Below are 24329 nucleotides of genomic sequence, written 5' to 3'. Positions count from 1 at the left end.
CGCATGTCACCGACAGCGGGCCGCCCTGACCCACATCGACGATGAATCCCACCCCTAGCCAGGCGCCGACCACGCGCGCCGTTGCGGCCGACTGGTCCGTGTCCGCCGTCGTGGCCGGCTTTCTGGCCGTGCTGATTTCGTACGCGGGCCCGCTCGTGATCTTCTTCCAGGCGGCGCAAGCGGCCCACATGCCCAACGAGATGGTCGCGTCGTGGGTATGGGGTATCTCGATCGGCGCGGCCGTCTCCGGCATCTTCGCGAGCTGGAAGCTGAAAGTGCCGGTCGTGACCGCGTGGTCGGCGCCCGGCACCGCGCTGCTGGTCGGACTGTTTCCCTCGTTGACGCTGCATCAGGCGGTGGGCGCTTATCTGAGCGCCGCCGTGATCATTCTGCTGATCGGTATCTCGGGCTATTTCGACCGCATGGTGCGCAGCATTCCGAAGGGCATCGCCTGCGGGATGATGGCCGGCATTCTGCTGCAGTTCGGCACGCATGCGTTCAAGGCGGCGGCGTCGATGCCCGCATTGGCGTTCGGCATGATCGGCGCGTACATCGTGTTCAGGCGCCTGCTGCCGCGCTATTGCATCGTGCTGGTGCTGTTGACCGGCACGGTGCTCGCCATCGCGCTCGGCGCCGCGCACCTGGGCGCGCTGCCGCTGCAAGTCACGCGGCCGATCTTCATCAAACCCGAATGGACGTTGAGTTCGACGCTGAGTCTTGCCTTGCCGCTCGTGGTCGTCAGTCTGACCGGGCAGTTTCTGCCGGGGATGGCGATTCTGCGCGTGTCCGGCTATCACACGCCGGCCCGGCCGATCATCACCGCGACGAGCATCGCGTCGATCGGCGTGGCGTTTTTCGGTGGCATCACGATCGTGATCGCCGCGATCACGGCGGCGTTGTGCACGGGCAAGGATGCGCACGACGACCCGGACAAGCGCTATATCGCGGGCATGGCGAACGGCGTGTTCTATCTGATCGGCGGCACGTTCGCCGGTGCGATCGTCGCGCTGTTCACGATGCTGCCGAAGGAGTTCGTCGCGATTCTGGCGGGCCTCGCGTTGATCGGTGCGATCACGTCGAACGTGATGGGCGCGATCCAGGACGAAGACCATCGCGAGGCCTCCGTCATCACGTTTCTCGCGACCGCATCCGGTATGACGTTCCTCGGGCTCGGCTCCGCGTTCTGGGGCATCGTGATCGGCTCGTTCGCGTACGTCGTGCTGAACAAGGTGCGGCGCGAGACGCCTGCAAACCGATGACCAACCGATCGACTCAAGGCCGCGCCCCGAGCGCCTGGTACAGCGCGGCGGTATCGGCATAACGCTGCGCGGCGGCTTTCGTGCGATCGAGTCCGGTCTGCAATGCCTGGCGCTGCGTATCGAGCAGTGTCAATTGACTGATGCCGCCCGCCGCATACCGCTGGCTGGCGATCCCGGCGCCGCGTTGCGCGCTGCGTTGAGCCGCATCGAGCGCCTGCAACGCAATCGCGTCCTGATCGAGCGCGCGCAGCGCGTCGGCGACCTGTTGCAGTCCCTGCAGCACGGTTTGCTTGTAGAACGCGAGCGCCGCTTGCCAGGCCGCCTCCGATGAGCGCTTGCGCGCCAGCAGCTCTCCGCCGTGAAACAGCGGCTGCGTGAGACCCGCGCCAAAATTCCACACGTTGAAGCCCGTCAGCAGATCGGACACGTTGACGCGTTCGGTCGCCGCGCTGCCCGACAGCGTGATGCGCGGATACAGGTTCGCGGTCGCGACGCCGATGTTCGCGCTCGCCTGATGCAACAGCGCCTCGGATGCGCGAATGTCGGGCCGTTGCCGCGCGAGCGTCGACGGCAAGGTAAGCGGCAGATCGGCCGGCAGCACTAGCGTGTCGAGGTCGAGCGCGGCGAGGTCGTGGGTGGTGGCCAATTCCGCCGGCGCGCGTCCCAGATAGATCGCGAGTTGATGATCGGTCTGCGCAAGCTGCGTGCGCAATGGCGGTAACGTCGCGCGGGTTTGCTGCACGAGCGTGCGCTGGCTCAGCAGATCGACCTCGGAGATGCCGCCCGCGCGATAGCGGCGTTCGGCGATATCGAGTTGCTGCATCTGGTTGGCGAGCAGCGCTTCGGTGAGGGCGATCTGCCGCGCGAGCGACGCGCGCCGGATCGCCGCCGTCACGACGTTGCCCGCGACCGTCAAACGCGCGGCTTCGAGTTCGTATTGCTGATAGTCGACCTGCGCGGCCACCGCTTCGAGCGCGCGCCGATTCGCGCCGAACAGATCGAGCGTGTACGACACCGTGACCTGCGCGCTGTACAGCGTGAACGGCGCAAACGCGCGACCCTGCGTCAGCTGACCGAAGCCGAGCGCCTCGGGATCGATCTTCTCGCGCGTGGTCGACAGGTTCGCATCGACTTGCGGCCATAGCGTGCCGCCCGCCTGCGCGCGGTAGTCCTGCTGCGCTTCGTCGAGTTTCGCGCGGGCTTGCGCGAGGGTTGGGCTATCGTCGAGCGCCTGTTGCACGAGCGCGTCCAGCGCCGGCGAGCCGAAAGCGCGCCACCAGCCGTCGCCGGGCACCTCGGTCGGCACGAAGTGTTGCGCGGCGCCGCCGGGACCATCGGCTGCGACGGTGCTCGCCGCAAGCGGCGCGGCGGTATAGCTCGACACGCTGGTCACGTCGGGTCGATGGAAATCCGGGCCGACGCTGCACGCGCACAATGCCGCGCTTGCGCAGAAGCCGGCGAGCCGGCGCATGGCGGAACGCTGGGACCAACAAGCCGCGCGATGAAAAACCACGTCACGAAAGCCAGGAGCGGAACGCATTGCAGGCCTTCCTCAATCGAGCGTGCGCCGATAGAACTTCACGGCGATACCCATTACGACGAACAGAAAGATCAGCAGCGGCCATACATGCGGCCACATGTCGGCCCAACCGACACCCTTGAGCAGAATGCCGCGCACGAGCCGGTTGAAGTAGGTGAGCGGCAACAGGTTGCCGATGTACTGCGCCCACTTCGGCATGCCCGCGAACGGAAACATGAAACCCGACAGCAGGATGTTGGGCAGAAAATAGAACATCGTCAGTTGCATGGCCTGCAACTGATTCTGCGCGAGCGACGACAGCGTAATGCCGATCGTCAGATTGGCCGCGACGAACAATAGAGCGGACAGATACAGCGCGATCAGACTGCCCTCGAACGGCACGTTGAACACGAAGCGCGCCGCCGCGAGAATGATGCTGACCTGCACCAATCCGATCGCCACGTAAGGCACGATCTTGCCGGTCATCACTTCGAGCGGCAGTACCGGCGTGGCAAGCAGATTTTCCATCGTGCCGCGCTCGCGTTCGCGCGTGATCGCGAGGCCCGTCATCATCACCATCGTCATCGTCAGGATCACGCCCATCAGGCCGGGCACCACGTTGTACTGGGTCAGGCTTTCGGGGTTGTAGAGCCGGTGCAATTGAACGTCGAAAGCGGCCGGGCCGACCGCGAGCGTCGACAGCGGACCCGTGAGGTCCTTCTGCAACACCGACTGCGCGATCGACGGCAGCGCGCCGAGCGCGGTGCCCACCGCGGTGGGGTCCGTCGCGTCGGCTTCGACGAGCAGCGATGGCCGCGCGCCCTTGGCCAGATCGCGCGTGAAACCGACGGGGATATTCAGCACGAACAGCACCTTGCCCTGCGCGAGCGCGCGGCGACCGGATTCTTCGTCGGGCAGCGTCGATACGATGTCGAAGTAATCGGAGTTGCGCATCGCCATCAGGAAACTGCGCGTGAACTCGCTGTGATCGGCGGCGATGACGGCGGTCGGCAGATGCTTGGGGTCGGTATTGATCGCGAAGCCGAACAGTGCCATCTGCATGATCGGCAGCACGATCATCATCGCAAACGTGATGCGGTCGCGCTTCAGTTGCAAAAACTCCTTGCGCACGATGCTCCACCAACGCATCGGCGAAAAGCGTGGAAGTCGGCGCGCGGAATTCACGATGCTTTGCCCGCGGAAGGGGTTGCGTAATTGTCGGTCGAGCGGTTCATCATGAAGATGAACACGTCCTCGAGGCCGGTTTCCTGTGGTTCGATCCGCAGCGCCGGGTCCGAATGAGCTAGCTGGTCGATCGTGGCGTGGAGTGCGGGCGTGTCCGGACCGCTCACGTGCAGCGACGAACCGAACGCCACCGTCTGCTCGACGCCGGGCGAGCGGCGCAGCCGGTCGCCGAGCTCGACGAGATTCTGGCCGTACACGGCCCACGTCACGAGCCTTTGCGAATCGATGACCTGTTTCGACGTGCCCTGCGCGAGCAGCTTGCCGTAGGCGATATAAGCGAGCTTGTGGCAGCGTTCCGCTTCGTCCATATAGTGCGTGCTGACGAGCACCGAGATGCCGCGCGCGGCGAGGCGATGCAACTCTTCCCAGAAGTCGCGGCGCGCGCTCGGGTCGACACCCGCGGTCGGTTCGTCGAGCAGCAGCAGGGCCGGCTCATGGAGCATGCACGCGGCCAGCGCGAGACGCTGCTTCCATCCGCCCGACAGTGCGCCGGCCAACTGCTTCGCACGGCTTTGAAGGCCAAGCTGTTCGAGCGCGCGATCGACCGCCTCGCGGCGGTTCTTCATCTCGTAGATGCGCGCAACGAAGTCGAGGTTTTCGCGGATCGTCAGATCTTCCCAATAGGAGAAGCGCTGCGTCATATAACCGGTGCGCCGCTTGATCTGCGCGCTGTCCCGCACGATGTCGTAGCCGAGACACGTGCCGCTGCCGGAGTCGGGCGTCAGCAGTCCGCACATCATGCGGATGCAGGTGGTCTTGCCGCTGCCGTTGGGGCCGAGAAAGCCGAAAATCTCGCCGCGCTGCACGCGCATCGTGACATCGTTGACCACGTGCTTGGTGCCGAAATGCTTGTTCAGCCCCTGCACGTCGATCGCGTACACGGGGTCGCTGGCATTGCCGGGGGGCACGGGCGCACTCATTGCAGCGTGACCGTGACGGGCTGGCCGGGCCGCAGCTTCGGCGCATCGGCGGTCTGAGGTCGGGCTTCGACCATGAACACGAGCTTCGCGCGGCTTTCGTTGCTGAAGATCACCGGCGGCGTGTACTCCGCCTGGTCCGAAATGAAGCTGAGCACGGCCGGCACATCGGCCGCGCAACCGTCGCAATGAATCGATACGCGACGGCCCGGCGCGAGCGAACCGACCACTCCCTGGGGCACGAAAAAGCGCACCTTGACGTTCTCCGGCGGCAGCATGCGCACGACGGGGCTGCCGGCCGGCACCCATTCGCCGCTGCGATACATCGTGTCGAACACGAGGCCGGCGTGCGGCGCGTGCACGCTTTTCTGATCGAGCTTCCATTGGGCCTGGCCGAGCTGGGCCTGCGCCGCGTCGACCTGCGCCTGCTGCGCGCGGATCTGTTCGATCCGCCCAGGCAGACGCGCGACGGCCAGCTGGCTTTGCAACTCACGCACGTGCGCGGCGCTCGACAACGCGCTCGCGCGCGAGTCGTCGAGCTGGCTTTGCGCGATGCCGCCCGCGCCGAATTGCTGTTGGTCGCGGCGGAACTGCGTGGCGGCGCGCGCCGCATCGGCTTCGGCCTGCACGAGTTGCGCGCGCGTCACAGCGACTTCCGGCGGACGCTTGCCGGTTCCAAGATCGGCAAGCTGGGCGCGGGCCGAGCGCAGTTGCTCGCCCGCCTGCGCGACGGCGTCGGTTTCGTTCTGCGCTTCGAGCGCGAAGAGCGGCGTGTTCTGCGCGACGGTCTGCCCGCGCGAGACCGCGAGCTCGGTCAACTGTCCCGCCTGCGAAGACGCGAGGTACAGGAACTCGCCTTCCACATAGCCTTGCCACGTGTTCGCCGGTGGTCGCGAACAGCTTGCGCACGCGATGCACAGCGCGAGCAACGCGGCACGTCGGGATGAGCTGGCGAACACGATCATGACGGCTTCCCCTTCGCGCGGCGTGCGGTGGACGTCGCCCCGGTTCTGGCCTTGGCGTTGGTCTCGACCGCCGTGGTTGCGCTCATGCCCTGCGCGAGTAGCGCGACGACATGGCGTTCGAGCGTCGCGCGATCGAACGAGGTACGCGGATTCAGGCGCTGCCAGATCCTCGCGGTTGCCTGCGGCAACATCACCAGAGCGAGCACCGAGTTGAACAGCAGCAACGGTTCGAGCTGGGCGTTCAACTGACCCGACGCGCAGCCACGCGCGATGTTCTGACCGAACGCGGCGAGCTTTTGCACGGGGATGCGCGCAAACGCGCGCTCGCGCAGCAAACCGCCTTCGTTGACGATCTCGCGCAGCCAGAGAGAAGGCAGCCACGGCATGGTTTCGGTGACATCGAACATGCGTTTGACGATGCCTTGCGTCAGCGCGAGCGGTTCGTCGTGTTCGGGATCGACCGGGTCCCAGATCGCGCCGAACGCGGCGACGAGCCTTTCCTCGAACAACGCGTCGAGCAGCTTTTCGCGCGTCTGGAACCAGTAGTGCACCATCGCGGACGTCACGCCGCTCGCCGCCGCGATCTGCGCAACCGTCGTGTTGGCGATACCGCGCTCGGCGAACAGCGCCACCGCGACATCGAGCAGATGTTCGCGTGCGTCGAAGTCCTGTGGATGAGGACGGCGACCCATTCGGGAACGGGCGGCTTGCGGCATGGACACCAGACTAATTGATGAGTTAGTTAGTTTTAACTCATTGATACTAGGATATTTTCCGGTATGGCGAAGGAGGGGAAACCCCTGGCGGCGGGCGGCCTTTATTCTCTCGTTGATCCGCGTCAGGAAACGCGCGACGTCACTGCCTGGGTAGCTTCGCTTTCGCCGTTCCGCCTGACGTTAAGCTGACCATGGGCGGCAGCTGGCATCCCCGCGCGAAGCGCACTTTCGCCGGAAATTTCTATACTTTCTCTAGCGCACACCCGGCACGATCCAGCCCGTACGACCCAAACGAATTCACGTCGACGAAACGCAAGAATCGAGGCGAACCCGCGGCGCGGCCCTCACGGCTCACGCGCGATTCGTATGAGGAGGCAGACATGGCACATTCCGCATCCGCCGCGCCGGCGAAGGAAGGCCACGGTGAAGCGTCGCCGGCTCTGCCAGCGCTCGCGCTGGCCGCGCTCGGCGTGGTCTATGGCGACATCGGCACGAGCCCGCTCTATACGCTCGCCACCGTGTTCGATCCCAGCAACGGTCTCACGCTCAATGCTTTCAATATCGTCGGCATCGTCTCGCTGATCTTCTGGTCGCTGATGATCGTCGTTTCGCTCAAGTACGTCGTACTGATCCTGCGGGCGAATAATCATGGCGAAGGCGGCATCATGGCGTTGCTCGCGCTCGCGGCGTCGTCGATCGCGTCGCGGCCGCGTTTGCGTCGCGGCCTCCTCGTGGTGGGCGTGATGGGCGCGGCGCTGTTCTTCGGCGATAGCGTGATCACGCCAGCCATTTCCGTGCTGAGCGCCGTGGAAGGGCTCGAAGTCGTCGAGCCCGGGCTCAAGACCTATGTGATTCCAGTGACGCTCGCCGCGCTCATCATCCTGTTCGTCACGCAAAAGCACGGCACGGGCGGCATCGGCGCCGTGTTCGGGCCCGTGATGGTGCTCTGGTTCGTCGTGATCGGCGTGGCGGGCGTCGCGAACATCATGGCCGCGCCGGTCGTGCTGTATGCGCTCAATCCGCTGGAAGGGCTCGGCTTCGTCATGCGTCACCGCTGGCTCGCGTTCGTCGCGCTCGGCGCGGTGGTGCTCTCGCTGACGGGCGCCGAGGCGCTCTACGCCGACATGGGCCATTTCGGCAAGCGACCCATCCGCCTTACCTGGTTCGGCGTCGTTTTTCCCGCGCTCGCGCTCAACTATCTGGGCCAGGGCGCGCTGCTGCTGGCGAACCCCGGCGCGGTGCAAAACCCGTTCTACCGCCTGTTCCCGCAGTGGGCCATCGTGCCGATGATCGTGCTGGCGACAATCGCCACCGTGATCGCCTCGCAGGCCGTTATTTCGGGCACCTATTCGATGACGATGCAGGCCATGCAGCTTTCCTTCCTGCCGCGCATGAACATCGTGCATACGTCGGAGCGCGAGATCGGGCAAATCTACGTGCCCGGCATCAACTGGATCCTGTTGATCGCCGTGGTTGCGGCGGTGTTGGGCTTTCGCTCGTCCACGGCGCTCGGGTCCGCGTATGGCATCGCCGTGACCGGCACGATGCTCATCACCACGTTCCTGACGTTCTTCGTCGTGCATTACGCGTGGCGCTACAACTGGCTGCTGTGCCTGCTGTCCACCGCGTTCTTCTTCGTGATCGACGCGTTGTTCTTCTCGGCTAATCTGCTCAAGATCGTCGATGGCGGCTGGTTCCCGCTCGTGATCGGCGCGATCGTGTTCACGGTGATGGCGACGTGGGGACGCGGCTGGGAAATGATGCTGGCCGAAGCACGCGTGCGGGCGGGAAAGACGCCGCTCAAGCCGTACCTCGCTGCGCTGCTCGAAAGTTCGCCGACGCGCGTGGGCGGCACGGCGATCTTCCTGACGCCGGACGCCGAAGCGGTGCCGCACGCGCTCGTCAACAACCTGCGGCACAACCGTGTGCTGCATGAGCGCACGATTTTCCTGAGCGTAATAACGAAGAACGTGCCGTGGGTGGCCGAAACCGAGCGCGTGCAGATCAGGCCGCTGTGCACGGGTTGCTGGCACGCAACGGTGAAGTACGGATTCAAGGACGAAGTGGACTTGCCGCGCACGCTGGCCGCCTACAAATCGCCGGAACTGGCCTTCAACCTGGACGACACATCGTGGTTCCTGAGCCGCGCGGCCGTGGTGCCCAAACGCGGCCATGGCATGGCGCTATGGCGCGAGCGGCTTTTCGCGGTGATGCTGCACAACGTGGGCAATATCGCGGCGTTCTTCAAACTACCGGCCAATCGCGTGATCGAAGTCGGCGCGCGCGTGGAGATCTAGAGCGCGCCGTTCAGCAAGCGTGGAGCAGCGGCCGGCCTGCTTCGATACTCCTCGGCCCCATAACCGCCGTGCCTGCGTAGCCAGCACGCGAGGCGGAGGCGAATCGCCCTTGTCCCACGCTACCGTCGAGCGCCGCTCGCAACGGCCCTCGGATACCTCGGGTTCGAAACTTGCTGCCCACGACCAACCCGCCGCTCGAATCGGCGCGGGCGTTTTGCTTCGCGGCAGGCTGGCATGGACGGACGCCCGCGCCGCATCCAGCGAGGAGACGTGTCATGGGCGACGAGACTCAACAGAATCACGGACACGACCGCCGCCGCTTTCTTGCGGGCGTGGCCGCGGTGGCCGGCAGCGTTGCGCTATCGGGTTGCGGAGGCGGCGGTGGATTGGGCGGAGACGGCCAACCGGGCGGCGGGAGCGCCAGCGAACCCGCGTCCTCGATTACCGACATTCCATCGCCCAACGCCGCCGACCGCTACAGCCTGCCGCGCCCGGCGTTGCCCGCGCCGGCCAGTTCGGGCATCGACTTCATCGTGCTGGTCACGATGGAAAATCGTTCCTTCGACCATTTCCTCGGCTGGGTGCCGGGGGCCGAGGGCATGCCCGCGAACCAGCACTTCAAAGACGCGTTCGGCGCGACGCAAACGCCGTTTTCCCTCGCGGCGAATGCCGCGTACGGCTATCAGGCGTGCGCCTATCAGGACCCTAATCACAGCTTTTCGGGGGCGCGCACGCAACTGGCATCGGGTGCGATGAATGGCTGGCTGCTCACGCCGGGCACGAGCCTGATCCCGGGCGACCTGCTGCCTATCGGCTACTACACGTCGGCCGATCTTCAATTTTTCAACGCCGTGGCGAGCAGTTACACGATCGGCGACTTCTACTTCAGCGGCATCCTGACCAGCACCTTTCCCAATCGCCTCTATCTGCATAGCGGCGCAACGGATCGGCTCGACGACAGCACCGACACTTCGTCGCTCGCCACGATCTGGGACAAGCTGAGCGACGGCAATATCGACTGTCGCTACTACTACCATGACGTGCCGTTCACGGCGCTTTATGGCACGCGTTATCTGGGCATTTCGCGCCCGTTTGCGGATTTCCTCGTGAATGCCGCGGCCGGGACGCTGCCGCCATTCTGCATGGTCGATCCGTCCTTCACGGGCGAGCCGGAAGGCGTTTCCGCCGACGATCATCCGCATGCCGACATCCGCGACGGCGAGGCGTTTCTCGCGCAGGTCTACGAGGCGCTGCGCACGAGCCCGACGTGGAGCCGCACGCTGATGATCGTCGTCTACGACGAATGGGGCGGCTTTCTCGAGCACGTGGTGCCGCCCACCAGGCCGATCAGCAACAGCGAGCTCACACTCGGCAACGACGGCAAGCTCGGCTTTCGCGTGCCGCTCGCGCTGCTTGGCCCGCGCGTGCGCGCGAACTCGATCACGCGCTATCCGTTCGACCCCAGCTCGATTCACGCGCTGCTGCAATGGCGCTTCGGCTTACAGCCGCTTGGCGTGCGCGGCAGCGATCCGGCGACCTTCAATCTCGCCTACGCGCTCGATCTCAACGACGCGCCGCGCACCGACGCTCCCGCGTTCACGGTCGCCCAAGGGCCGTTCGGCGGGACCTGTCTGGGGGCGGCGGCGCCTTCGCCGTCAAGCTCCGTAGCGGCGATCGATCAGTCGCAAAAGCTGGCGATCAACCCGACGGCGGACCGCTTCGCGGATCTGCGCGCGAAGGCGGCGTCACTAGGATTCCGGACCGGAGGCTAAGCTGGCTTTCCGCTTAAAATGAGCGGGCCGCAAGCCGGCGCCGGACCGGGCCGCGCCGGATTCTGAATGGCAGCGCGCACGGCGGGATGCACGGCCTGATGAAGGCTCATGCCTTGAGCGCAGTTTGGTGAGAAACGCTTGCGCGCGACATAGTTTTGCGAAGCCGGCCCCGCACTTGCTGGCGAGACCGTCTCGAAGCCCCGCGGCAGCGTGCAGCATGTCATCGGCGCGCGCGGCGGGCCGCCTACGTCGACGTCACCGCGTCGTCCTCAACGGGTCCGCCGATGCCATTTCGTTACGATCTTCCCGTTTGGTGTTCCCGCGAGCGGCCATACCGCCGCGTTGTAGCCAACGTGGCCGCCGCGCTGGCGCTCGCCGCAAGCACCAGCGTCATTGCGCAATCCGCGCCGACGGTCGCGCAGACCCAGCCGGCCGTGCCGGCCGTTACGCTGCCCGCATCGGCCGCTGCCGCGAATGCCGCCAGCAGCGTCGCGGACCGGCACGTCGAAAACACGGATCACGCGCAGCCGTCGCCGGTCGTGCCGACGCCGCCGTCCGAGCTGTACGGCGAGCTGTATCGCGACGTCGAACTCGCGCATCTTTACCCGGACAGCAAGACGTTTGCCGATATGTCGCCAGGCGAGCCGCCGGCCCAGGTCATCGCCGACTACGACAGCCAGCGTGCTGAGCCGCGCTTCGACCTGAAACAATTTGTCGAACAGCGCTTCACGCTGCCTCCGCGCGCGCCGAAGCGCTACGCGTCCGATCCTGACGAGAGCGTCACCGCGCACATCGATACGCTGTGGAACGTGCTGCGTCGCGAACCGGACGCGAGCGCGAGCCCGTACTCGTCGCTGTTGCCGCTGCCGTCGCCGTACATCGTGCCGGGCGACCGCTTCGACGAGATCTACTACTGGGATTCGTACTTCATCCTGCTGGGGCTCGACGCGAGCGGCCAGCACGCGCTCGTCGACGACGAGCTGAACAATTTCTCGACGTTGATCGACCGCTATGGCCACATTCCCAACGGCAATCGCACGTATTACCTGAGCCGTTCGCAGCCGCCGTTCTTCGCGCAGATGGTACAGCTCGTCGCGCGCAAGGAGGGCGATCAGGTCTACGCCCGCTATCTGCCCGAGCTGCGCCGTGAATACGCGTACTGGATGGCCGGCAGCGACCATCTCGCGCCGGGCAACGCGGCCCACCATCTCGTGCGCCTCGCCGACGGCACGCTGCTCAATCGCTACTGGGACGAGCGCGCGGCGCCGCGCGACGAGTCGTTCCGCGAGGATGTGATGACGGCGCAGCGGATGCCGCAACGCGATGCGCAGGATTTGTGGCGCAACCTGCGCGCGGGCGGCGAAACCGGCTGGGATTTCAGCTCGCGCTGGTTCGCCGACGGCAGGACGCTCGCGAGCATCGACGTGACCTCGCTGGTGCCGGTGGACCTGAACTGCCTGATGGTGGACCTCGAACGCACGCTCGCGAAAGCCTACCGTGTGACCGGCGATGCAGGCCACGCCGAGAATCTCGAACTACGCGCCCGGGTGCGCGCCGATGCGATCCGCCGGGTGCTGTGGGATCCGCAACTGCACGCTTTCGGCGACTACGACTTCGTGCACCGCACGCTCACGCACCGGCTTACCGCCGCGACGGTGTACCCGCTTTACGCCGGCGTCGCGACACGCAACGACGCGCGCGAAGTGGCGCAGACGATCCGGCGCGATCTGCTGCGTCCGGGCGGTCTCGCGACGACGCGGACCAACACCGGCCAGCAGTGGGACGAACCGAACGGCTGGGCGCCGCTGCAGTACCTCGCGGTAATCGGGCTGCGCCGCTATAGCGAGCCGGAGCTCGCGCGCGATATCGCGACGCGCTGGATCCGCACCGACGTCGCGTACTACCAGCGCACCGGCAAGCTCGTTGGACCTCAAAGTATAATAGATGAATGTGCGCAGGGCTCCGTCCAGCAAGGGCTTCAGCCGAATGGAAGCGAAGGCTCGGCCGCAGGTGTGCTACGCGTGCTGATGCAGCTCTATCCGGACGCGATGAGTTCAACGAAGCTCGATTGCCGCGAATAGATTTGCTCAATACAGCTAGTACGCCACAGGATAGATGAACAATGTCAACGAAAGCGCAAAGCGCGATAAGCAACACGCCACGAATCTATACATACGCCCGTTTTTCCAGTTTACAGCAGGCAGACGGTAGCTCGATCGCACGGCAGGATGCCTACGCCGAAGCGTGGGCCAAGCAGCACGGTCTGATACTCGATCGCTCGCTACGCATGGAAGACCGCGGCAAGTCCGCTCACAAGGGCGAGCACGTAAAGAAGGGCGGCGCGCTCGGCGCGTTCATCGAGCGTATCAAAGCCGGTGACGTCGTACCCGGCGATACGCTGATCGTCGAAAACCTTGACCGCCTGAGCCGCCAGAGCGCGCAGAACGCGCAGACGCAGTTCAACGCAATCGTGAATACTTACGGCGTCGATATCGTCACGATGCACGACGGCGTACGCTACAACCGTGAAGAACTAGCGCGAGATCCATCGCCGCTATTCCTTGCGCTTGCGGTCATGGTGCGAGCGTACGACGAGAGCAGTCGCAAGTCGTCGAACGCTCGCGGGGCGTATCGGGACAAGTGCGAGCGCTGGCTTAAAGGCGAGTATCACGGACTGATCGGACAGCCGAGGCATATTCGCGTATCGGACGGAAAGCTGATCAAAGGCACAGACCCGATCTGGATTCTCTACGATACGGAAGCGAAGCGTTTCGAGCTTGTACCCGAGAAGGCTGCTGCAATGCAACGAATCATCGATCTCTATAGGCAGGGCCACGGTTCGGTCGAGATCACGCGCCGCATGGAGACCGAAGGGCTAACGATTAGTGACAAGCGCGCGGTCGTCAGAATCCATAAGCTCATTACCTATCCCGCGTTGAAAGGCGATAAGGTAGTCGTCGTAGACGGCCAGACCTATACGCTCAAGGGCTACTATCCGCCGCTCATAACCGAGACCGAGTTCGACGAACTACAGTTGCTCGTCGGCAAGAGGGGCGTCCGCAAAGGCAAAGGTAAAGTCCCTGCCATCCTGACGGGTATGAAGATGTGCTATTGCGGGTACTGCCGCCAACTTATGGTCGGGCAGACGCTTACGACAACGCGAGCAGATGGAACAACGCATCAGTACTTTCGTCGCTTGCGCTGCGGTTCGTATGCCAATCGAGCGGCTGACTGTCGAGGCGGCGCGAGTTGTAGCGGCGTCCCGGTTGAGAAGGCGATCATGACGTTCTGCGCAAACCAGATGAATCTTAATCATCTGTTCACCGGCAACGACAAGTCAGATCCGCTCATGAGGCAATTGACGGCGAAGCGGGCTTCGCTCGCGAAGACAGACCTGAAGCTCAAGGGTATCAAGGACGAGATGCTGAATGGCGACGCGCTACCGTCGACGTTTCGCGAAGTCTTACGCGAGCTTGAGACGAACAAGCGAACGCTCACGCAGGCGATCACGAAGCTGGAGCGCGAGCTATCCATCAATTCGGCTGCGCAACCCGCACCGGCTGAGACGTGGGCCGACCTCGTCTCGGACGTCATGGCGCTCGATTACGATGCCAGGATGAAGACCCGTAGGTTAGTACAGGAGACGTTCGAACGCATCGACGTTTTCTCGAAGGGGTTCGAATGCGATGGCGAGCATATGGCCGTTCGGGTAACTTCGAAGCGCGGCGTCGTCATGGGCTTCGAATTTAACCGGCGAACCGGAGAACTGATTGAGGCAACAAGGACGCGCAAGTCGAAACCACTACCCAAACCGGCGCGCACGCCTCGAATGAAATGAGCGCAAGCGAATTCGGATGATAAGGCGGCCCCTATCGTGGGCCGCTTTTTATTCGTCGTCGCTATCCTGCAAGAGTCCTTCGGGCGTAGAGTAGATCCGTAGTAGGCTTTCGCCGACAAGGACCTGTCGGTACGATAGGATAGCCAAGTCCCAGATTTCTTGTGCTACTTCTGGCCCCGCGTCGAGGACTTTGCCATCTTGGTCAATAACCGCGAGTGTCGCGGGTCTGCCATCCTCACCGGTAATTGTGTAGCCTTCCCATTGAAGTGCGCTCACCGTGCAGTGTTTGAGAACCGGGGCACTAGGGTCTCGCGTGGGTTCTTTCATGACTCGTTCCTCCCATGTACCGGTTTATACCTCATTTCTCGTCGCAGACCCGATCCAGAACGAGCGTCCTGGCTGGCTTGCAAGCGTAGCGCGTCGGCTACCAGTCTGCCGGATCGAGCGCGTCCGCCGTACCGAACGTGCAGACGCCGCACATCCCGGACTGATACACGACGCAGCCATCCCTGATGCCGGTCACGCACGGCGAGGCGCCGCAGACTTCGCACGTCGCGCCGTAGTCCGGCTGGAACGCGTCGAGCGTCGTTTCATCATCGGCTGGCGGCGCGGCCGGCGCCGGCTTCGCGCGTGCCTTCCTGCTGCGCGATGACATCATTCGTCCCCATCGCCGTTGCTATTGCCGTTGAGCGCTTCGTCCGATGCTTCAAGCGTGCCGCGCGTATCCGGCCGGTGCAGCAGATCGACGATGCGCGCGGTCACGCTGCTGTCTTCGGGATAGACCTGAATGCGCGTGGTATAGCTGCAGGTGCCGCCGTCCTTCGCCTCAAACGTGATCCGGTCGAGCTTCGCATCGGTAAAGCGCAGATCGTCGTCCTCGCCGTCGCCATCGTGAAACACGAACAGCACGGGCGCATAGCGGCCGGGCCATCTGAGCGTGCCCAGCTGCGGATTGCGAAGGCGCGGGGTGCTGTCCGGGTCGAGCATGTCGCCCGTGTCGTCGGGGTCGTACAGCGAGCGGCGCAGCGTCGGCGATAACTGGTCGAGCGACCGGTTCGCCAGATCGAAACAGATCTTCAGATCGAGCGCGAGGACTTCATCGTCGCCGTGCTGTTCCATCCTCGTGTTGATGTGCTCCAGCCTCACTTCGTGGTTGTCGAAGTTCATCATGGCGTTCCTCGCTGTACCTGCCGGCGCTGTTTCATCTCACGCAGGAACGCGCGTTTTTCTTCGTGCAGACGCTCCAGCAGCACGATGCCGGCCGCTGCGTCCAGTTCGGCGACCTTCGCGGTCGTTTCCAGTATCAGCACCGCGCCCGCATAGAAGGCGATCCGCATGTCGGTGTACTGACCGGGCGACGCATCGAGCGGGATCAAGTTGGCCGCGAAGTCCTGCCAGCCGTCCCCGATACTGATGTTCTCCATGACTTCATGCTCCTTCCATGTCCTTGCGCCTTGCGACGTAATGCTCCTGAAGTTCGTCGCGCTGGCCTGCTTCGGGTACGCTGCGGATCAGGTCGGCCGCCACGTCGAGCGCGTCGGTCGTCGTCGCCGCCTGCAATGCGTCCATTACCCGCGCGAATGACATCATCGGCGGCGGCTCGGTCGCAGCCGGTGCGCCCGCCTCGTCGTCGCTTTTCTTCGCGGCCTGATGCGCGGCTGCGCGTGCTGCATTCAGCCGGTCGGCATAGGCGGTGCGCGCAATCTCCTTGTCGCGATCGGTGCGCAGCCTGCCAGCCAGTTCACCGGCCGCCGTCAGTTCATCCGCGTTCGACGCGTCGTGAATCTGGCGCAGCACGTCATCGAGCGCGACCGGCCGGGCTGCGGCGTTCTTCTTCAGGTTCTGCTTCACGCTGTCGGTACGCGATGCGGAAGGCAGCACGCGCGGTACTTCGTCAACCGTTCCCATGTTGCGCGGTCCCGGATCGAAGTCCAGTTCCTCGGGCGTATACCCCGCCCGGTACTCACCGCCAGCAATGTGGTCGGCGTCATCTCGGCCATGTGTCGCATCTATGGCGATCTGGTAGGCGCACGCGTAGTGCGCAAGCGAACCCTCGCGCGGTTTCTCGATGCGGTGAACTTCGTGGGCGGCAATCCGGCCGCAGATCCCAACGAATCGTTCGGTGACGAAATCTATTACGTGAACCAGAAGACCCGCGAGGACTTCGAGGTCGTCGAGTTCGAGCTTGCAACGAGGATGGACGTCGAGGGCGTGCAGTTACCGCGCCGTCAGGTGATCCGCAATACCTGTCCGTGGCGCTACCGGGGCGACGGCTGCGGCTACGGCGGGCCACCGGTGGCTGACATCAACGATATCCAGGTTGTCGATCTGTCCAATGATGTCTGCGGCAAGCGCCTGTCGTCGTGCAGGATGCGCTTCGGCGCGTATGGCTGGCTGCCGTTCGGCGGCTTTCCCGGCGCGAGCCAGTACAGGTGATGCGCGATGCTCGACTTCTCTTCAGTGTTGCCGCTCATTCAGGTGCACGCAAATGCCGGGGCACCGCGCGAAAGTTGCGGTGTTGTCGTAAAAAAATCCGATGGCTCGTTGCTGTATGTCCCCTGCCGCAACCAGGCAGACGGGCGCGATGTGTTCCGGCTCGATCCGCAAGACGCCGCGAATGCAGAGGATCAGGGCGAGCTTGTTGCCTATGCTCACTCGCACGTCTATACACCGGCAACGCCGACGGACGCTGATCGCGCGGGCATGGCGCGCACCGGCCTGCCGTGGATCATCGTGAATTACCCGACCGGCGCATTCACGATCAATGATCCGGTTCCGTTCGTGGCACCGCTTGAAGGCCGCAACTTCGTGCATGGGGTGCATGACTGCTACGCCATCGTGCGCGACTACTACGCCACGCGCCTTGGCATCACGCTCGCCGACTATCCGCGCGTATGGGGCTGGTGGGAGAACTTCGACCTGCCGGATATGTATCGTGAGAACTTCGCGAGGGAAGGGTTCGTATCGGTGCATGAGGGCGCGCTCGATACCGAGGCGCTGCGCAAGCTCAGACCTCACGACCTGATCCTGTTCCGCATCCGCGCACCGCGCGACAACCATGCGGGCATCTATACCGGCGAGAACTTCATGATCCACCACCTGATCGATGAACTGTCCCGCCGTGAACTGCTGGGCGAGTTCTACCAGAAGCGGGCGCGCGCGATCCTGCGGCACCGCAGTCTGATGGAAGGGGGGTAACCATGCTGACGGTCGTCTTTTACGGCGCATTGCGGCGCAACTTCGGCAAGCGCTACACGCTCGACGTGTGCAGTCCGAAAGAAGCGCTGCACGCGCTGATGTTGCAGATCGCGGGTCTGCGCGAGTACTTCAGCGAGAACGGTACTCAGTCGTTTCTTGTGCGCGGTCCGTATCAGGATTACGACGAACATGACATCGACTATCCGCAGTCATCGGGCGTCCTGAAGGTCGTTCCGCTAGTCGAGGGCGCGGGCGCATTCGGCAAGATTCTCGGCGGTATCTTCATTGCGGCGATCGGCCTCGTCTTTCCACCGGGCGCGCTGACGGCAGCCGTGATCGGCTTCGGCGCATCGATGGCGCTGTCGGGCCTCGCGGAACTGCTCGCACCGCGCGCCGCGGCGGCGGCCACGCCGGAAGCGGCCGACAACCAGCCCAGTCTCGCCTTTGATGGCGCGGTCAACACGATGGGTCAGGGCGGGCCGGTGCCGCGCGGTTACGGGCGCATGCGGGTCGGCTCGCAGGTCATCGCCGTGGGCTTTTCGTCGAACAATGAACGCGTGATCTGAGCCATGCGTGATCTGCCTGTCCCCGTTGCCGGCGCTGGTGGTCTCGGCGGCGGCAAGGGCGGTGGCGGCAGCAGCCAGCGCTCGCCGCAGGAGTCGCCCGACTCGCTGCGCTCGACCCAGTACGCGCGCGTGATGAACCTGATCTGCGAAGGCGAGATCGAGGGCATCGTCGGCGGCGCACAGGGCATCTACATCGAGGACACGCCGCTACAGAACCCGGACGGCTCATGGAACTTCACGGGCGCGGCGGTCGAGTGGCGCAACGGTCTGCCGTGGCAGGCCCCGATACCGGGGTTCTCGTCGGTTGAAACGGAATCGTCAGTCGGTGTGACGGTGCGGCAGCTTGCGCCGGTCACGCGTACGGTCATCAATCCCAACATCGATGCGGTGCGCGTGACGGTCGGGTTTGCCACGCTGTCATCGACCGATACCGGAACCGGTGACGTGCGGGGCGCGTCGGTCGATGTGTGGATCGAGGTGCAGGTCAACGGCGGCGGCTTCCACCGCATGATCCTCGATACGGTCGAAGGCAAGACCACCAGCCGCTACCAGCGCTCCTACCTGATCAACCTGTCGGCACGCTGGGGAGCGGGACCCAACCAGTACGACATCCGCGTCGGTCGCGGCACGAACGATTCGACGACCGTCTACCTCGTTGACGCGTTCCAGTGGGAGACGATGACCGAGATTGTGAACAGCAATCTCATCTATCCCCACTCGGCGATCTGCGGCGTGCAGGTCGATGCCGGGTCGTTCCGCTCGATTCCGAAGCTCGCGTTCGACGTGAAGATGCGGCGGATTCAGGTGCCGACGAACTACAACCCGGTGACGCGCGAATACTACGGCGTGTGGGATGGCACGTTCCAGATCGCATGGACCGATAACCCGGCATGGGTTCTCTATGACCTTGTGACCGACGAGCGCGGCGGACTGGGGAACTGGATACCCGCGCATCTGTGCGACAAGTGGAACCTGTACACGATCGCGCGCTACTGCGACGAGATGGTCCCGGACGGCCTTGGTGGTGTCGAGCCGCGCTACACCTGCAACGTGTACATCCAGACGCGTGAGGATGCGATCAGCCTGCTACAGCAGTTCGCGGCGATCTTCAATGGCCTGATCATGTGGAACGCCGGGGCGATGACGTTCATGGCGGATATGCCGGGTAATCCGCTCTATGCGTACACGCCCGCGAATGTCGTGGATGGCCGCTTTACCTATCGCGGCACGCCGCTGAACCAGCGCTCGACGGTCGCGCTGGTGACGTGGTGCAATCCTGCGAACCAGTACCAGCAGGAAATCGAGTATGTTGAGGATCAGGACGCGGTGCGGCGCTGGGGCATCCGCGAGACCTCGGTCAATGCGCTGGGCTGTACCTCGCGCGGACAGGCGCATCGCGTCGGGCGATGGATACTGCTGACTGAACAGTGGCTGGGCGAGACGGTCGTCTTCAGCACGGGATTGCAGGGCGCTTTCGTGCGGCCGGGTCATCACTTCCTGACGACCGATCCGGTTCGTGCCGGCAACCGCGCAGGCGGGCGGATCACGGCGGCCGCGGCGAACTGGGTACAGCTTGACGCACCGTATGAATTCCGGCCGGGGCTCGCATACGGGCTCAGTGTGATGCTGCCGGACGGCACCGTCCAGAGTTCGTCGATCATCACGCCGATGGGCACCAGTGACAGCGTGACGATCACCGAAGTGTTCCGGCAGACGCCGCAGCGTAATGCCGTATGGGCTATCTCTGCGGGTGACGCGCTCAATGAGACGTGGCGCTGCATCTCCTGCGCCGAGGACGAGGACGGCAACGTTGAACTGCAGGGCGTTGCCTACCGGACCGACAAGTTCGCGGCGATCGAGCACGGCCTGCAGCTTGCGCCGCTGCCCACCGGCATCATGAACCCGTTCTTCGTCGGGCCATGTACCGAACTGCGTGTCACCGAAAGTCTGTTCCAGATCAGTCCGGTCGTCGTCGGTGCGCGCGCCACGTTCTCATGGCTCGCGCCGCTCGGTGCGACCCGCTTTGTGGTGAACTGGACCGCGCCGGGCGATGCGCCCGCGTGGGCCGAGTCGTTCATGTCGTCGGTCGACATCGAGCCGACCCGCACCGGCATGTGGTCGTTCAGCGTACAGGCGATCAATTCGCTGGGCCGCGTCAGTACGTGGGCCACGATCACGGTCGAGATCGTGGCGCTGAACCGGCCGCCCGAGGATGTGCGGGAATTCCAGCTTGATGTGCTGGACGATTCCGCCAATCTGCGCTGGCGCGCGGCTGAAAACCTCGATGTGATCGTCGGCGGTCTGGTCGTTATCCGCTATTCGAACCGTATGTCCACGGCGGTGACGTGGGAGGAAGCCCGCGAGATTGCGCGCTTCGCCGGCGCGCAGAGCAATGGCTTCGCGCCGCTGATGAAAGGTGCGTATCTCGCGAAGTTCGTCAATTCGTCGGGGCGGTACTCGAACAATTCCGCCTACGTCATCAGCACGACCGGGCCGCTGCGCGACTTCAATGTAGTCGCCGTGATGGACCAGCATCCGGGCTTTGCGGGTGAGCGCGTCAATACGGTGGTGCGCTATGGCGTGCTGCATATCGAGCAGGGCGAGGACGACTTTGCGGTCTCGACCGAGGCAGGCTATTACTTCGCGCCGGTTCCCGCGCTGGACATGGGCCGGGTCTATACGTGCCGGGTAACAACGACGCTCGAGGGCTCGGTTTATAGCCTGTTCGATAGCGTGGATACGTGGCCCGACTGGGACGCGCGGCTCGACGTGGACGGCGTGAAGGTCGAGGAAGGTGGCGGTCAGGTGGTGGTGCGCATCACGAACGTGAATCCGGCGACTGCGACGGCGGAAGACTGGTCGCCGTGGACGCGGCTGGTCGTGGCGGACCTGACCTTCCGCGCGGCCGAGTTCGCGCTGGTGCTGCATACGCAGGACACCACATGGGGTATCGGCATCACCGAACTGTCGGCCTCGGTCGATGTGCCTGACCGGATGGAGTCACAGAACAACGTACCGATCCCGGCAGGCGTCACGGTGATCAACTTCACAGTCCCGTTCAAGAGTACGCCCGCGATCAGCATCATCGCGCAGGGACTGGAAACCGGTGACTGGTGGACGGTCTTTGCGCAGTCAACGCACGGCTTTGCGATCGTCTTCCAGAACGCGGCCGGCGCATTCATCCCGAGAACGTGCGACTGGATCGCGCGCGGCTATGGATACGAACACGCAGACCTCGCGGGACTCGGTTACGCGAAGCTGACGGGTCAGGCAACGCCCGCGCTGGTCGCGCAGCGCGCGGCCATCGGCGGCTATACAGCGGAGTAGATGACATGGCACAGGTAGCGAGCTATCAGGTTCCCGCGCATCCGTCCGGGCTCGACATGCGGGTCCAGCTCAATGCAATCATACTGGCGCTGATTGGCGACAATGCAGGCCCGACCGAACCGGCGCAGACGTTTCCGGGCATGTGGTGGGGCGATACGAGCGCAAACCGCCTGCGCCGTCGTAATAACGTTAATGATGCCTGGGTTGATATCGGGCCGCTGCACGATCCGCTCGCCGATATACGGCAACTCGTGTACGACACGGCGGCCAACAAGGTTGACCGGCGCGGCGACTTTATGAGCGGCAGTCTGTTCATGCGCGGGGTTCCGCTCTACTGGCAGAACGCAGCGGCCACCGCCAACTTCGGCTATATCAATTCATACGGCGAGCCGGGCGGCAATCCATCGGGGATCGGCTTTGTCGATAACCTGCTCACGAACTGGAATTTTCAGGTCAACAACAACGGCACGGTAAGCTGCCGTAGCACACTGACCGTCAATAGCGGTGGCGCAACTCTGTGGGGGCGCGTCAATTTCCGCCAGGCGGGCGCAGGCGGGGAATACGGCATGTACAGTGCCGATGGCACCGTCATGTTTATGCGCGGCACAGCGGGCGGCGGCGGGATGGAAATCATCAATAACGACTACAACCTGATCCTGTTCCGCTTCACAAATGGCGCGGTACTGCAATTCCCGACTAATGGTGGCTTCATCAACCCGGACTGCAATATGTGGCTGCCGTGGCGCAACCAGTATCTGTCGGATGCGCTCGCGGGTGTCGATCAGATAGGGAACAAGGCTGACCGTTATGCGAATTGTCCACATAACAGCGACGTTATCGACATCGGCGGCGTCGTCCCCGGGATGGATGGCCTCATGCAGCTTGGCTCACCGTGGGTCATGGTCGGTATAGCGACATCGCAATACAACAGTGCAATTCAGGTGCGTGCCGTCTATCTGAGGAACAATTGATGATCACCTGTGACCAGCTTATTTTCATCATTACCAGCGAGATTCCGGGTCTGGTACACGGCCGGGACTTTCTCGCGGGTCATCCGCTCGATGCCGCGGGCAACCAGAAAGAAGAACCGTTCATCCTGCAATGGAAATCGACTGCGGCCAGGGAACCGGACGTCAAGGCACTGATAGCCCGGTGGCCGGACTACGAAAGCGCCTATGCAGAACGCAATGCGCGCATGCGTCGTGATCACCTGCTAAAGCAGTGCGACTGGTCGCAGGGTGTTGACGTGCCCGCCGCATTACGTGAAAAGTATGTCGCCTACCGGCAGGCCCTGCGTGACGTGCCGCAGCAGGCCGGTTTCCCGGCTGATATCACGTGGCCGCAGCTGCCAGAAGGAACCGCGCAATGAGTGACCCCACGACCCCGGCCGGTCCGCTGCCCGTACCGGTGATGCCCGAACCCGACGCATCGGGACCCGCGACGCCAGCGGCACCGCAACTGCCGCTAGCGGACGGGAGTACGCCACCGCCCCCCGATCTGACGCAGACTTACGAACCGCCGCCGTGGACGGCTAAACGGGAAGCGCAGACCATGCAGACCTCGCTCACCATCCAGGCCGACGAAGCCATTGCGCGGCGTACGGCGCTCGGCCAGACGTTCGATGACTGGCAGGCCTACCGCGATGCGCTCGACGCGGTGCCGCAGCAGGCCGGTTATCCGCTGCATATCGGTTGGCCGCTGCCGCCATCGCCATAACGAACGCGACGCTTACGGCTTGTGGATGACCAATCCGAATGAAGTTGCAACGTAACCTTTGAGCCTGAGCTTCAGATGCGGCGAAGCGGCGTACGGTGGCGCGTCAATGTGACGATCTATCGGTTTGCTGCCGGGATTGAAATTGAACGGCGCAACATGGTATCCGTCTGCTTCCAGTTCACTGTGTAGCAATTCCATATCCCGTTTGCGAAAGATCACGCAGCCGGGGTCTTCGAGCGTGGCATCGTTCGACGACAGATTGAACTCGGTCGTGTGGACGGCCACCCCGCCCGGCTTCAGGCAGCGCGCGGCGTTCCTTACGAAGTCCAGACCGTGGCGGATCGAGCCGAGGTGTTCGAACGCACAGCATGACCAGACGAAATCGAACGCATCGGCAAACTTCGCCGGAATCGCGTTCATGTCAGCAAACTCAAACGAGACAAGTCGCGTGAATCGTCGCGCATCGCAGATACCATAGCTATTCAGTGCTGCAAGCGTTGACGCATGCTGCTGTGTTGTCGCCCAGCCTTTCTCGATAGCTTCCGCCGTGTAAAGGTCGGTCGCGACGATGGTCGCACCATGCTTTGCCATAACCGCCGATAACGGCTCGCCACCACAGCCGAAGCCCAGACCATGCTTGCCCGGTACAAGCATACCGCTCTGCGCGAGCGCTTCGAGCGTATAGACAAACTCCCACTGTTTACGGGCAAGGCGAGCGGGGGACTTCATTTCCCGGCACCAGTAACGATAGCGTTCTTCGACGCATTGCGATGCAGTGCAGAACTGCGAGGTGGGATGATGCAACGTGGGTTCAGGTGAACCGCTTCCGTCGACGACAAGCTGTGCGCCGACATACCGCGCCGACCACTCGCGCGCGGTACGCTTTCGCCAGTAGCGCTCGTAAAGCGCCAGTTGAGCCGCGCCGAGTATCGGGATAGTCTTCGCTCCATTGATGATACCTGCCAGCGCGCTTCTGACTGTTCGCATGCTATGG

The 24329-nt window shown here is 63.8% G+C and carries 22 protein-coding genes; 12 read left to right on the top strand and 10 right to left on the bottom strand.

Annotated elements, in window-relative coordinates; all coding sequences use genetic code 11:
* Positions 1-41 precede the first annotated feature (41 nt).
* Entirely contained in the window at positions 42-1259 is a 1218-nt protein-coding gene (locus HDG37_RS05335; protein ID WP_184045021.1) for a benzoate/H(+) symporter BenE family transporter, read from the top strand.
* A 13-nt stretch (positions 1260-1272) separates the two neighbouring features.
* Here the strand turns inward: HDG37_RS05335 and HDG37_RS05330 are convergent, their stop codons facing one another.
* The 5 genes from HDG37_RS05330 to HDG37_RS05310 are packed head-to-tail and all read right to left on the bottom strand — an operon-like array spanning position 1273 to position 6597.
* Entirely contained in the window at positions 1273-2799 is a 1527-nt protein-coding gene (locus tag HDG37_RS05330; RefSeq protein ID WP_184045019.1) for an efflux transporter outer membrane subunit, read from the bottom strand.
* Positions 2800-2811: 12 nt separating this feature from the next.
* The gene (locus tag HDG37_RS05325; protein WP_184045017.1) at positions 2812-3927 is read right to left on the bottom strand and encodes an ABC transporter permease; all 1116 of its coding nucleotides are present in this window, start codon (positions 3925-3927) and stop codon (positions 2812-2814) included.
* A gap of 32 nt (positions 3928-3959) precedes the next feature.
* A complete protein-coding gene (locus tag HDG37_RS05320) occupies positions 3960-4943 on the bottom strand; it encodes an ABC transporter ATP-binding protein (protein WP_184045015.1) in 984 nt (327 codons plus the stop codon).
* Positions 4940-5905 (bottom strand): HlyD family secretion protein, encoded by a 966-nt coding sequence (locus tag HDG37_RS05315; protein ID WP_184045013.1) that lies wholly within the window; start codon positions 5903-5905, stop codon positions 4940-4942. Before HDG37_RS05315 ends, HDG37_RS05320 begins: the two co-directional genes overlap by 4 nt.
* A complete protein-coding gene (locus HDG37_RS05310) occupies positions 5902-6597 on the bottom strand; it encodes a TetR/AcrR family transcriptional regulator (RefSeq protein ID WP_184045011.1) in 696 nt (231 codons plus the stop codon). Before HDG37_RS05310 ends, HDG37_RS05315 begins: the two co-directional genes overlap by 4 nt.
* A 404-nt stretch (positions 6598-7001) precedes the next feature.
* Here HDG37_RS05310 and HDG37_RS05305 point away from each other — a divergent pair, with 404 nt between their 5' ends.
* The 4 genes from HDG37_RS05305 to HDG37_RS05290 all read left to right on the top strand — a co-directional run bounded on the left by HDG37_RS05305 (position 7002) and on the right by HDG37_RS05290 (position 14528).
* A complete protein-coding gene (locus HDG37_RS05305) occupies positions 7002-8918 on the top strand; it encodes a potassium transporter Kup (protein ID WP_184045009.1) in 1917 nt (638 codons plus the stop codon).
* 275 nt (positions 8919-9193) lie between these two features.
* Positions 9194-10690, top strand: a complete 1497-nt coding sequence (locus HDG37_RS05300; protein ID WP_184045007.1) for an alkaline phosphatase family protein — start codon at positions 9194-9196, stop codon at positions 10688-10690.
* A gap of 353 nt (positions 10691-11043) precedes the next feature.
* A complete protein-coding gene (gene treF / locus HDG37_RS05295; RefSeq protein ID WP_409259944.1) occupies positions 11044-12771 on the top strand; it encodes an alpha,alpha-trehalase TreF in 1728 nt (575 codons plus the stop codon).
* Positions 12772-12812: 41 nt separating this feature from the next.
* Positions 12813-14528, top strand: a complete 1716-nt coding sequence (locus HDG37_RS05290; RefSeq protein WP_184045003.1) for a recombinase family protein — start codon at positions 12813-12815, stop codon at positions 14526-14528.
* Positions 14529-14952: 424 nt separating this feature from the next.
* Here the strand turns inward: HDG37_RS05290 and HDG37_RS05285 are convergent, their stop codons facing one another.
* The 4 genes from HDG37_RS05285 to HDG37_RS39050 are packed head-to-tail and all read right to left on the bottom strand — an operon-like array spanning position 14953 to position 16436.
* Positions 14953-15186, bottom strand: coding sequence for a hypothetical protein (locus HDG37_RS05285; protein WP_184045001.1), 234 nt, complete (start codon positions 15184-15186; stop codon positions 14953-14955).
* Complete coding sequence (locus tag HDG37_RS05280; protein ID WP_184044999.1) at positions 15183-15698, bottom strand: hypothetical protein; 516 nt, start codon at positions 15696-15698, stop codon at positions 15183-15185. Before HDG37_RS05280 ends, HDG37_RS05285 begins: the two co-directional genes overlap by 4 nt.
* Entirely contained in the window at positions 15695-15952 is a 258-nt protein-coding gene (locus HDG37_RS05275) for a hypothetical protein (protein WP_184044997.1), read from the bottom strand. The genes HDG37_RS05280 and HDG37_RS05275 overlap by 4 nt, the downstream gene beginning before the upstream one ends.
* A gap of 4 nt (positions 15953-15956) precedes the next feature.
* Positions 15957-16436 carry a hypothetical protein gene (locus HDG37_RS39050; RefSeq protein WP_260332778.1) on the bottom strand — a complete coding sequence of 160 codons (480 nt, stop codon included), beginning with the start codon at positions 16434-16436 and terminating at the stop codon, positions 15957-15959.
* Between HDG37_RS39050 and HDG37_RS05265 the strand changes: the two genes are divergently transcribed.
* The 7 genes from HDG37_RS05265 to HDG37_RS05235 are packed head-to-tail and all read left to right on the top strand — an operon-like array spanning position 16329 to position 23335.
* Entirely contained in the window at positions 16329-16964 is a 636-nt protein-coding gene (locus tag HDG37_RS05265) for a phage minor tail protein L (protein WP_311541072.1), read from the top strand. The two genes, HDG37_RS39050 and HDG37_RS05265, sit on opposite strands and share 108 nt — an antisense overlap.
* A 6-nt stretch (positions 16965-16970) precedes the next feature.
* A complete protein-coding gene (locus HDG37_RS05260) occupies positions 16971-17726 on the top strand; it encodes a C40 family peptidase (protein ID WP_184044991.1) in 756 nt (251 codons plus the stop codon).
* 2 nt (positions 17727-17728) lie between these two features.
* Entirely contained in the window at positions 17729-18292 is a 564-nt protein-coding gene (locus tag HDG37_RS05255) for a tail assembly protein (protein ID WP_184044989.1), read from the top strand.
* Positions 18293-18295: 3 nt separating this feature from the next.
* The gene (locus HDG37_RS05250) at positions 18296-21619 is read left to right on the top strand and encodes a host specificity protein J (RefSeq protein WP_184044988.1); all 3324 of its coding nucleotides are present in this window, start codon (positions 18296-18298) and stop codon (positions 21617-21619) included.
* Between the two features lie 5 nt (positions 21620-21624).
* Positions 21625-22590: a hypothetical protein gene (locus tag HDG37_RS05245; RefSeq protein WP_184044986.1), complete on the top strand. Its 966-nt coding sequence runs from the start codon at positions 21625-21627 to the stop codon at positions 22588-22590.
* Positions 22590-22988 (top strand): tail fiber assembly protein, encoded by a 399-nt coding sequence (locus tag HDG37_RS05240; RefSeq protein WP_184044984.1) that lies wholly within the window; start codon positions 22590-22592, stop codon positions 22986-22988. The genes HDG37_RS05245 and HDG37_RS05240 overlap by 1 nt, the downstream gene beginning before the upstream one ends.
* A complete protein-coding gene (locus tag HDG37_RS05235) occupies positions 22985-23335 on the top strand; it encodes a phage tail assembly chaperone (RefSeq protein WP_184044982.1) in 351 nt (116 codons plus the stop codon). Before HDG37_RS05240 ends, HDG37_RS05235 begins: the two co-directional genes overlap by 4 nt.
* A 12-nt stretch (positions 23336-23347) precedes the next feature.
* Here HDG37_RS05235 and HDG37_RS05230 read toward each other — a convergent pair whose 3' ends face one another.
* A complete protein-coding gene (locus HDG37_RS05230) occupies positions 23348-24322 on the bottom strand; it encodes a cyclopropane-fatty-acyl-phospholipid synthase family protein (RefSeq protein ID WP_260332756.1) in 975 nt (324 codons plus the stop codon).
* Positions 24323-24329: the final 7 nt, after the last annotated feature.

The organism is Paraburkholderia sp. MM5384-R2 (assembly GCF_014201025.1).
GTDB lineage: Bacteria > Pseudomonadota > Gammaproteobacteria > Burkholderiales > Burkholderiaceae > Paraburkholderia > Paraburkholderia tuberum.
This window is presented reverse-complemented; position numbering and strand designations above follow the sequence as displayed.

Bases quoted from the DNA above. Each gene is read 5' to 3' on its own strand.
- HDG37_RS05325 (WP_184045017.1), bottom strand. From the start codon at position 3,927: ATGCGTTGGTGGAGCATCGTGCGCAAGGAGTTTTTGCAACTGAAGCGC.
- HDG37_RS05250 (WP_184044988.1), top strand. From the start codon at position 18,296: ATGCGTGATCTGCCTGTCCCCGTTGCCGGCGCTGGTGGTCTCGGCGGC.
- HDG37_RS05300 (WP_184045007.1), top strand. From the start codon at position 9,194: ATGGGCGACGAGACTCAACAGAATCACGGACACGACCGCCGCCGCTTT.
- HDG37_RS05305 (WP_184045009.1), top strand. From the start codon at position 7,002: ATGGCACATTCCGCATCCGCCGCGCCGGCGAAGGAAGGCCACGGTGAA.
- HDG37_RS05310 (WP_184045011.1), bottom strand. From the start codon at position 6,597: ATGGGTCGCCGTCCTCATCCACAGGACTTCGACGCACGCGAACATCTG.
- HDG37_RS05260 (WP_184044991.1), top strand. From the start codon at position 16,971: ATGCTCGACTTCTCTTCAGTGTTGCCGCTCATTCAGGTGCACGCAAAT.
- HDG37_RS05320 (WP_184045015.1), bottom strand. From the start codon at position 4,943: ATGAGTGCGCCCGTGCCCCCCGGCAATGCCAGCGACCCCGTGTACGCG.
- HDG37_RS05245 (WP_184044986.1), top strand. From the start codon at position 21,625: ATGGCACAGGTAGCGAGCTATCAGGTTCCCGCGCATCCGTCCGGGCTC.
- HDG37_RS05240 (WP_184044984.1), top strand. From the start codon at position 22,590: ATGATCACCTGTGACCAGCTTATTTTCATCATTACCAGCGAGATTCCG.
- HDG37_RS05280 (WP_184044999.1), bottom strand. From the start codon at position 15,698: ATGATGAACTTCGACAACCACGAAGTGAGGCTGGAGCACATCAACACG.
- HDG37_RS05315 (WP_184045013.1), bottom strand. From the start codon at position 5,905: ATGATCGTGTTCGCCAGCTCATCCCGACGTGCCGCGTTGCTCGCGCTG.
- HDG37_RS05275 (WP_184044997.1), bottom strand. From the start codon at position 15,952: ATGGAGAACATCAGTATCGGGGACGGCTGGCAGGACTTCGCGGCCAAC.
- HDG37_RS05290 (WP_184045003.1), top strand. From the start codon at position 12,813: ATGTCAACGAAAGCGCAAAGCGCGATAAGCAACACGCCACGAATCTAT.
- HDG37_RS05235 (WP_184044982.1), top strand. From the start codon at position 22,985: ATGAGTGACCCCACGACCCCGGCCGGTCCGCTGCCCGTACCGGTGATG.
- HDG37_RS05285 (WP_184045001.1), bottom strand. From the start codon at position 15,186: ATGATGTCATCGCGCAGCAGGAAGGCACGCGCGAAGCCGGCGCCGGCC.
- HDG37_RS05330 (WP_184045019.1), bottom strand. From the start codon at position 2,799: ATGCGTTCCGCTCCTGGCTTTCGTGACGTGGTTTTTCATCGCGCGGCT.
- HDG37_RS05230 (WP_260332756.1), bottom strand. From the start codon at position 24,322: ATGCGAACAGTCAGAAGCGCGCTGGCAGGTATCATCAATGGAGCGAAG.
- HDG37_RS05335 (WP_184045021.1), top strand. From the start codon at position 42: ATGAATCCCACCCCTAGCCAGGCGCCGACCACGCGCGCCGTTGCGGCC.
- HDG37_RS05255 (WP_184044989.1), top strand. From the start codon at position 17,729: ATGCTGACGGTCGTCTTTTACGGCGCATTGCGGCGCAACTTCGGCAAG.
- HDG37_RS39050 (WP_260332778.1), bottom strand. From the start codon at position 16,436: ATGGGAACGGTTGACGAAGTACCGCGCGTGCTGCCTTCCGCATCGCGT.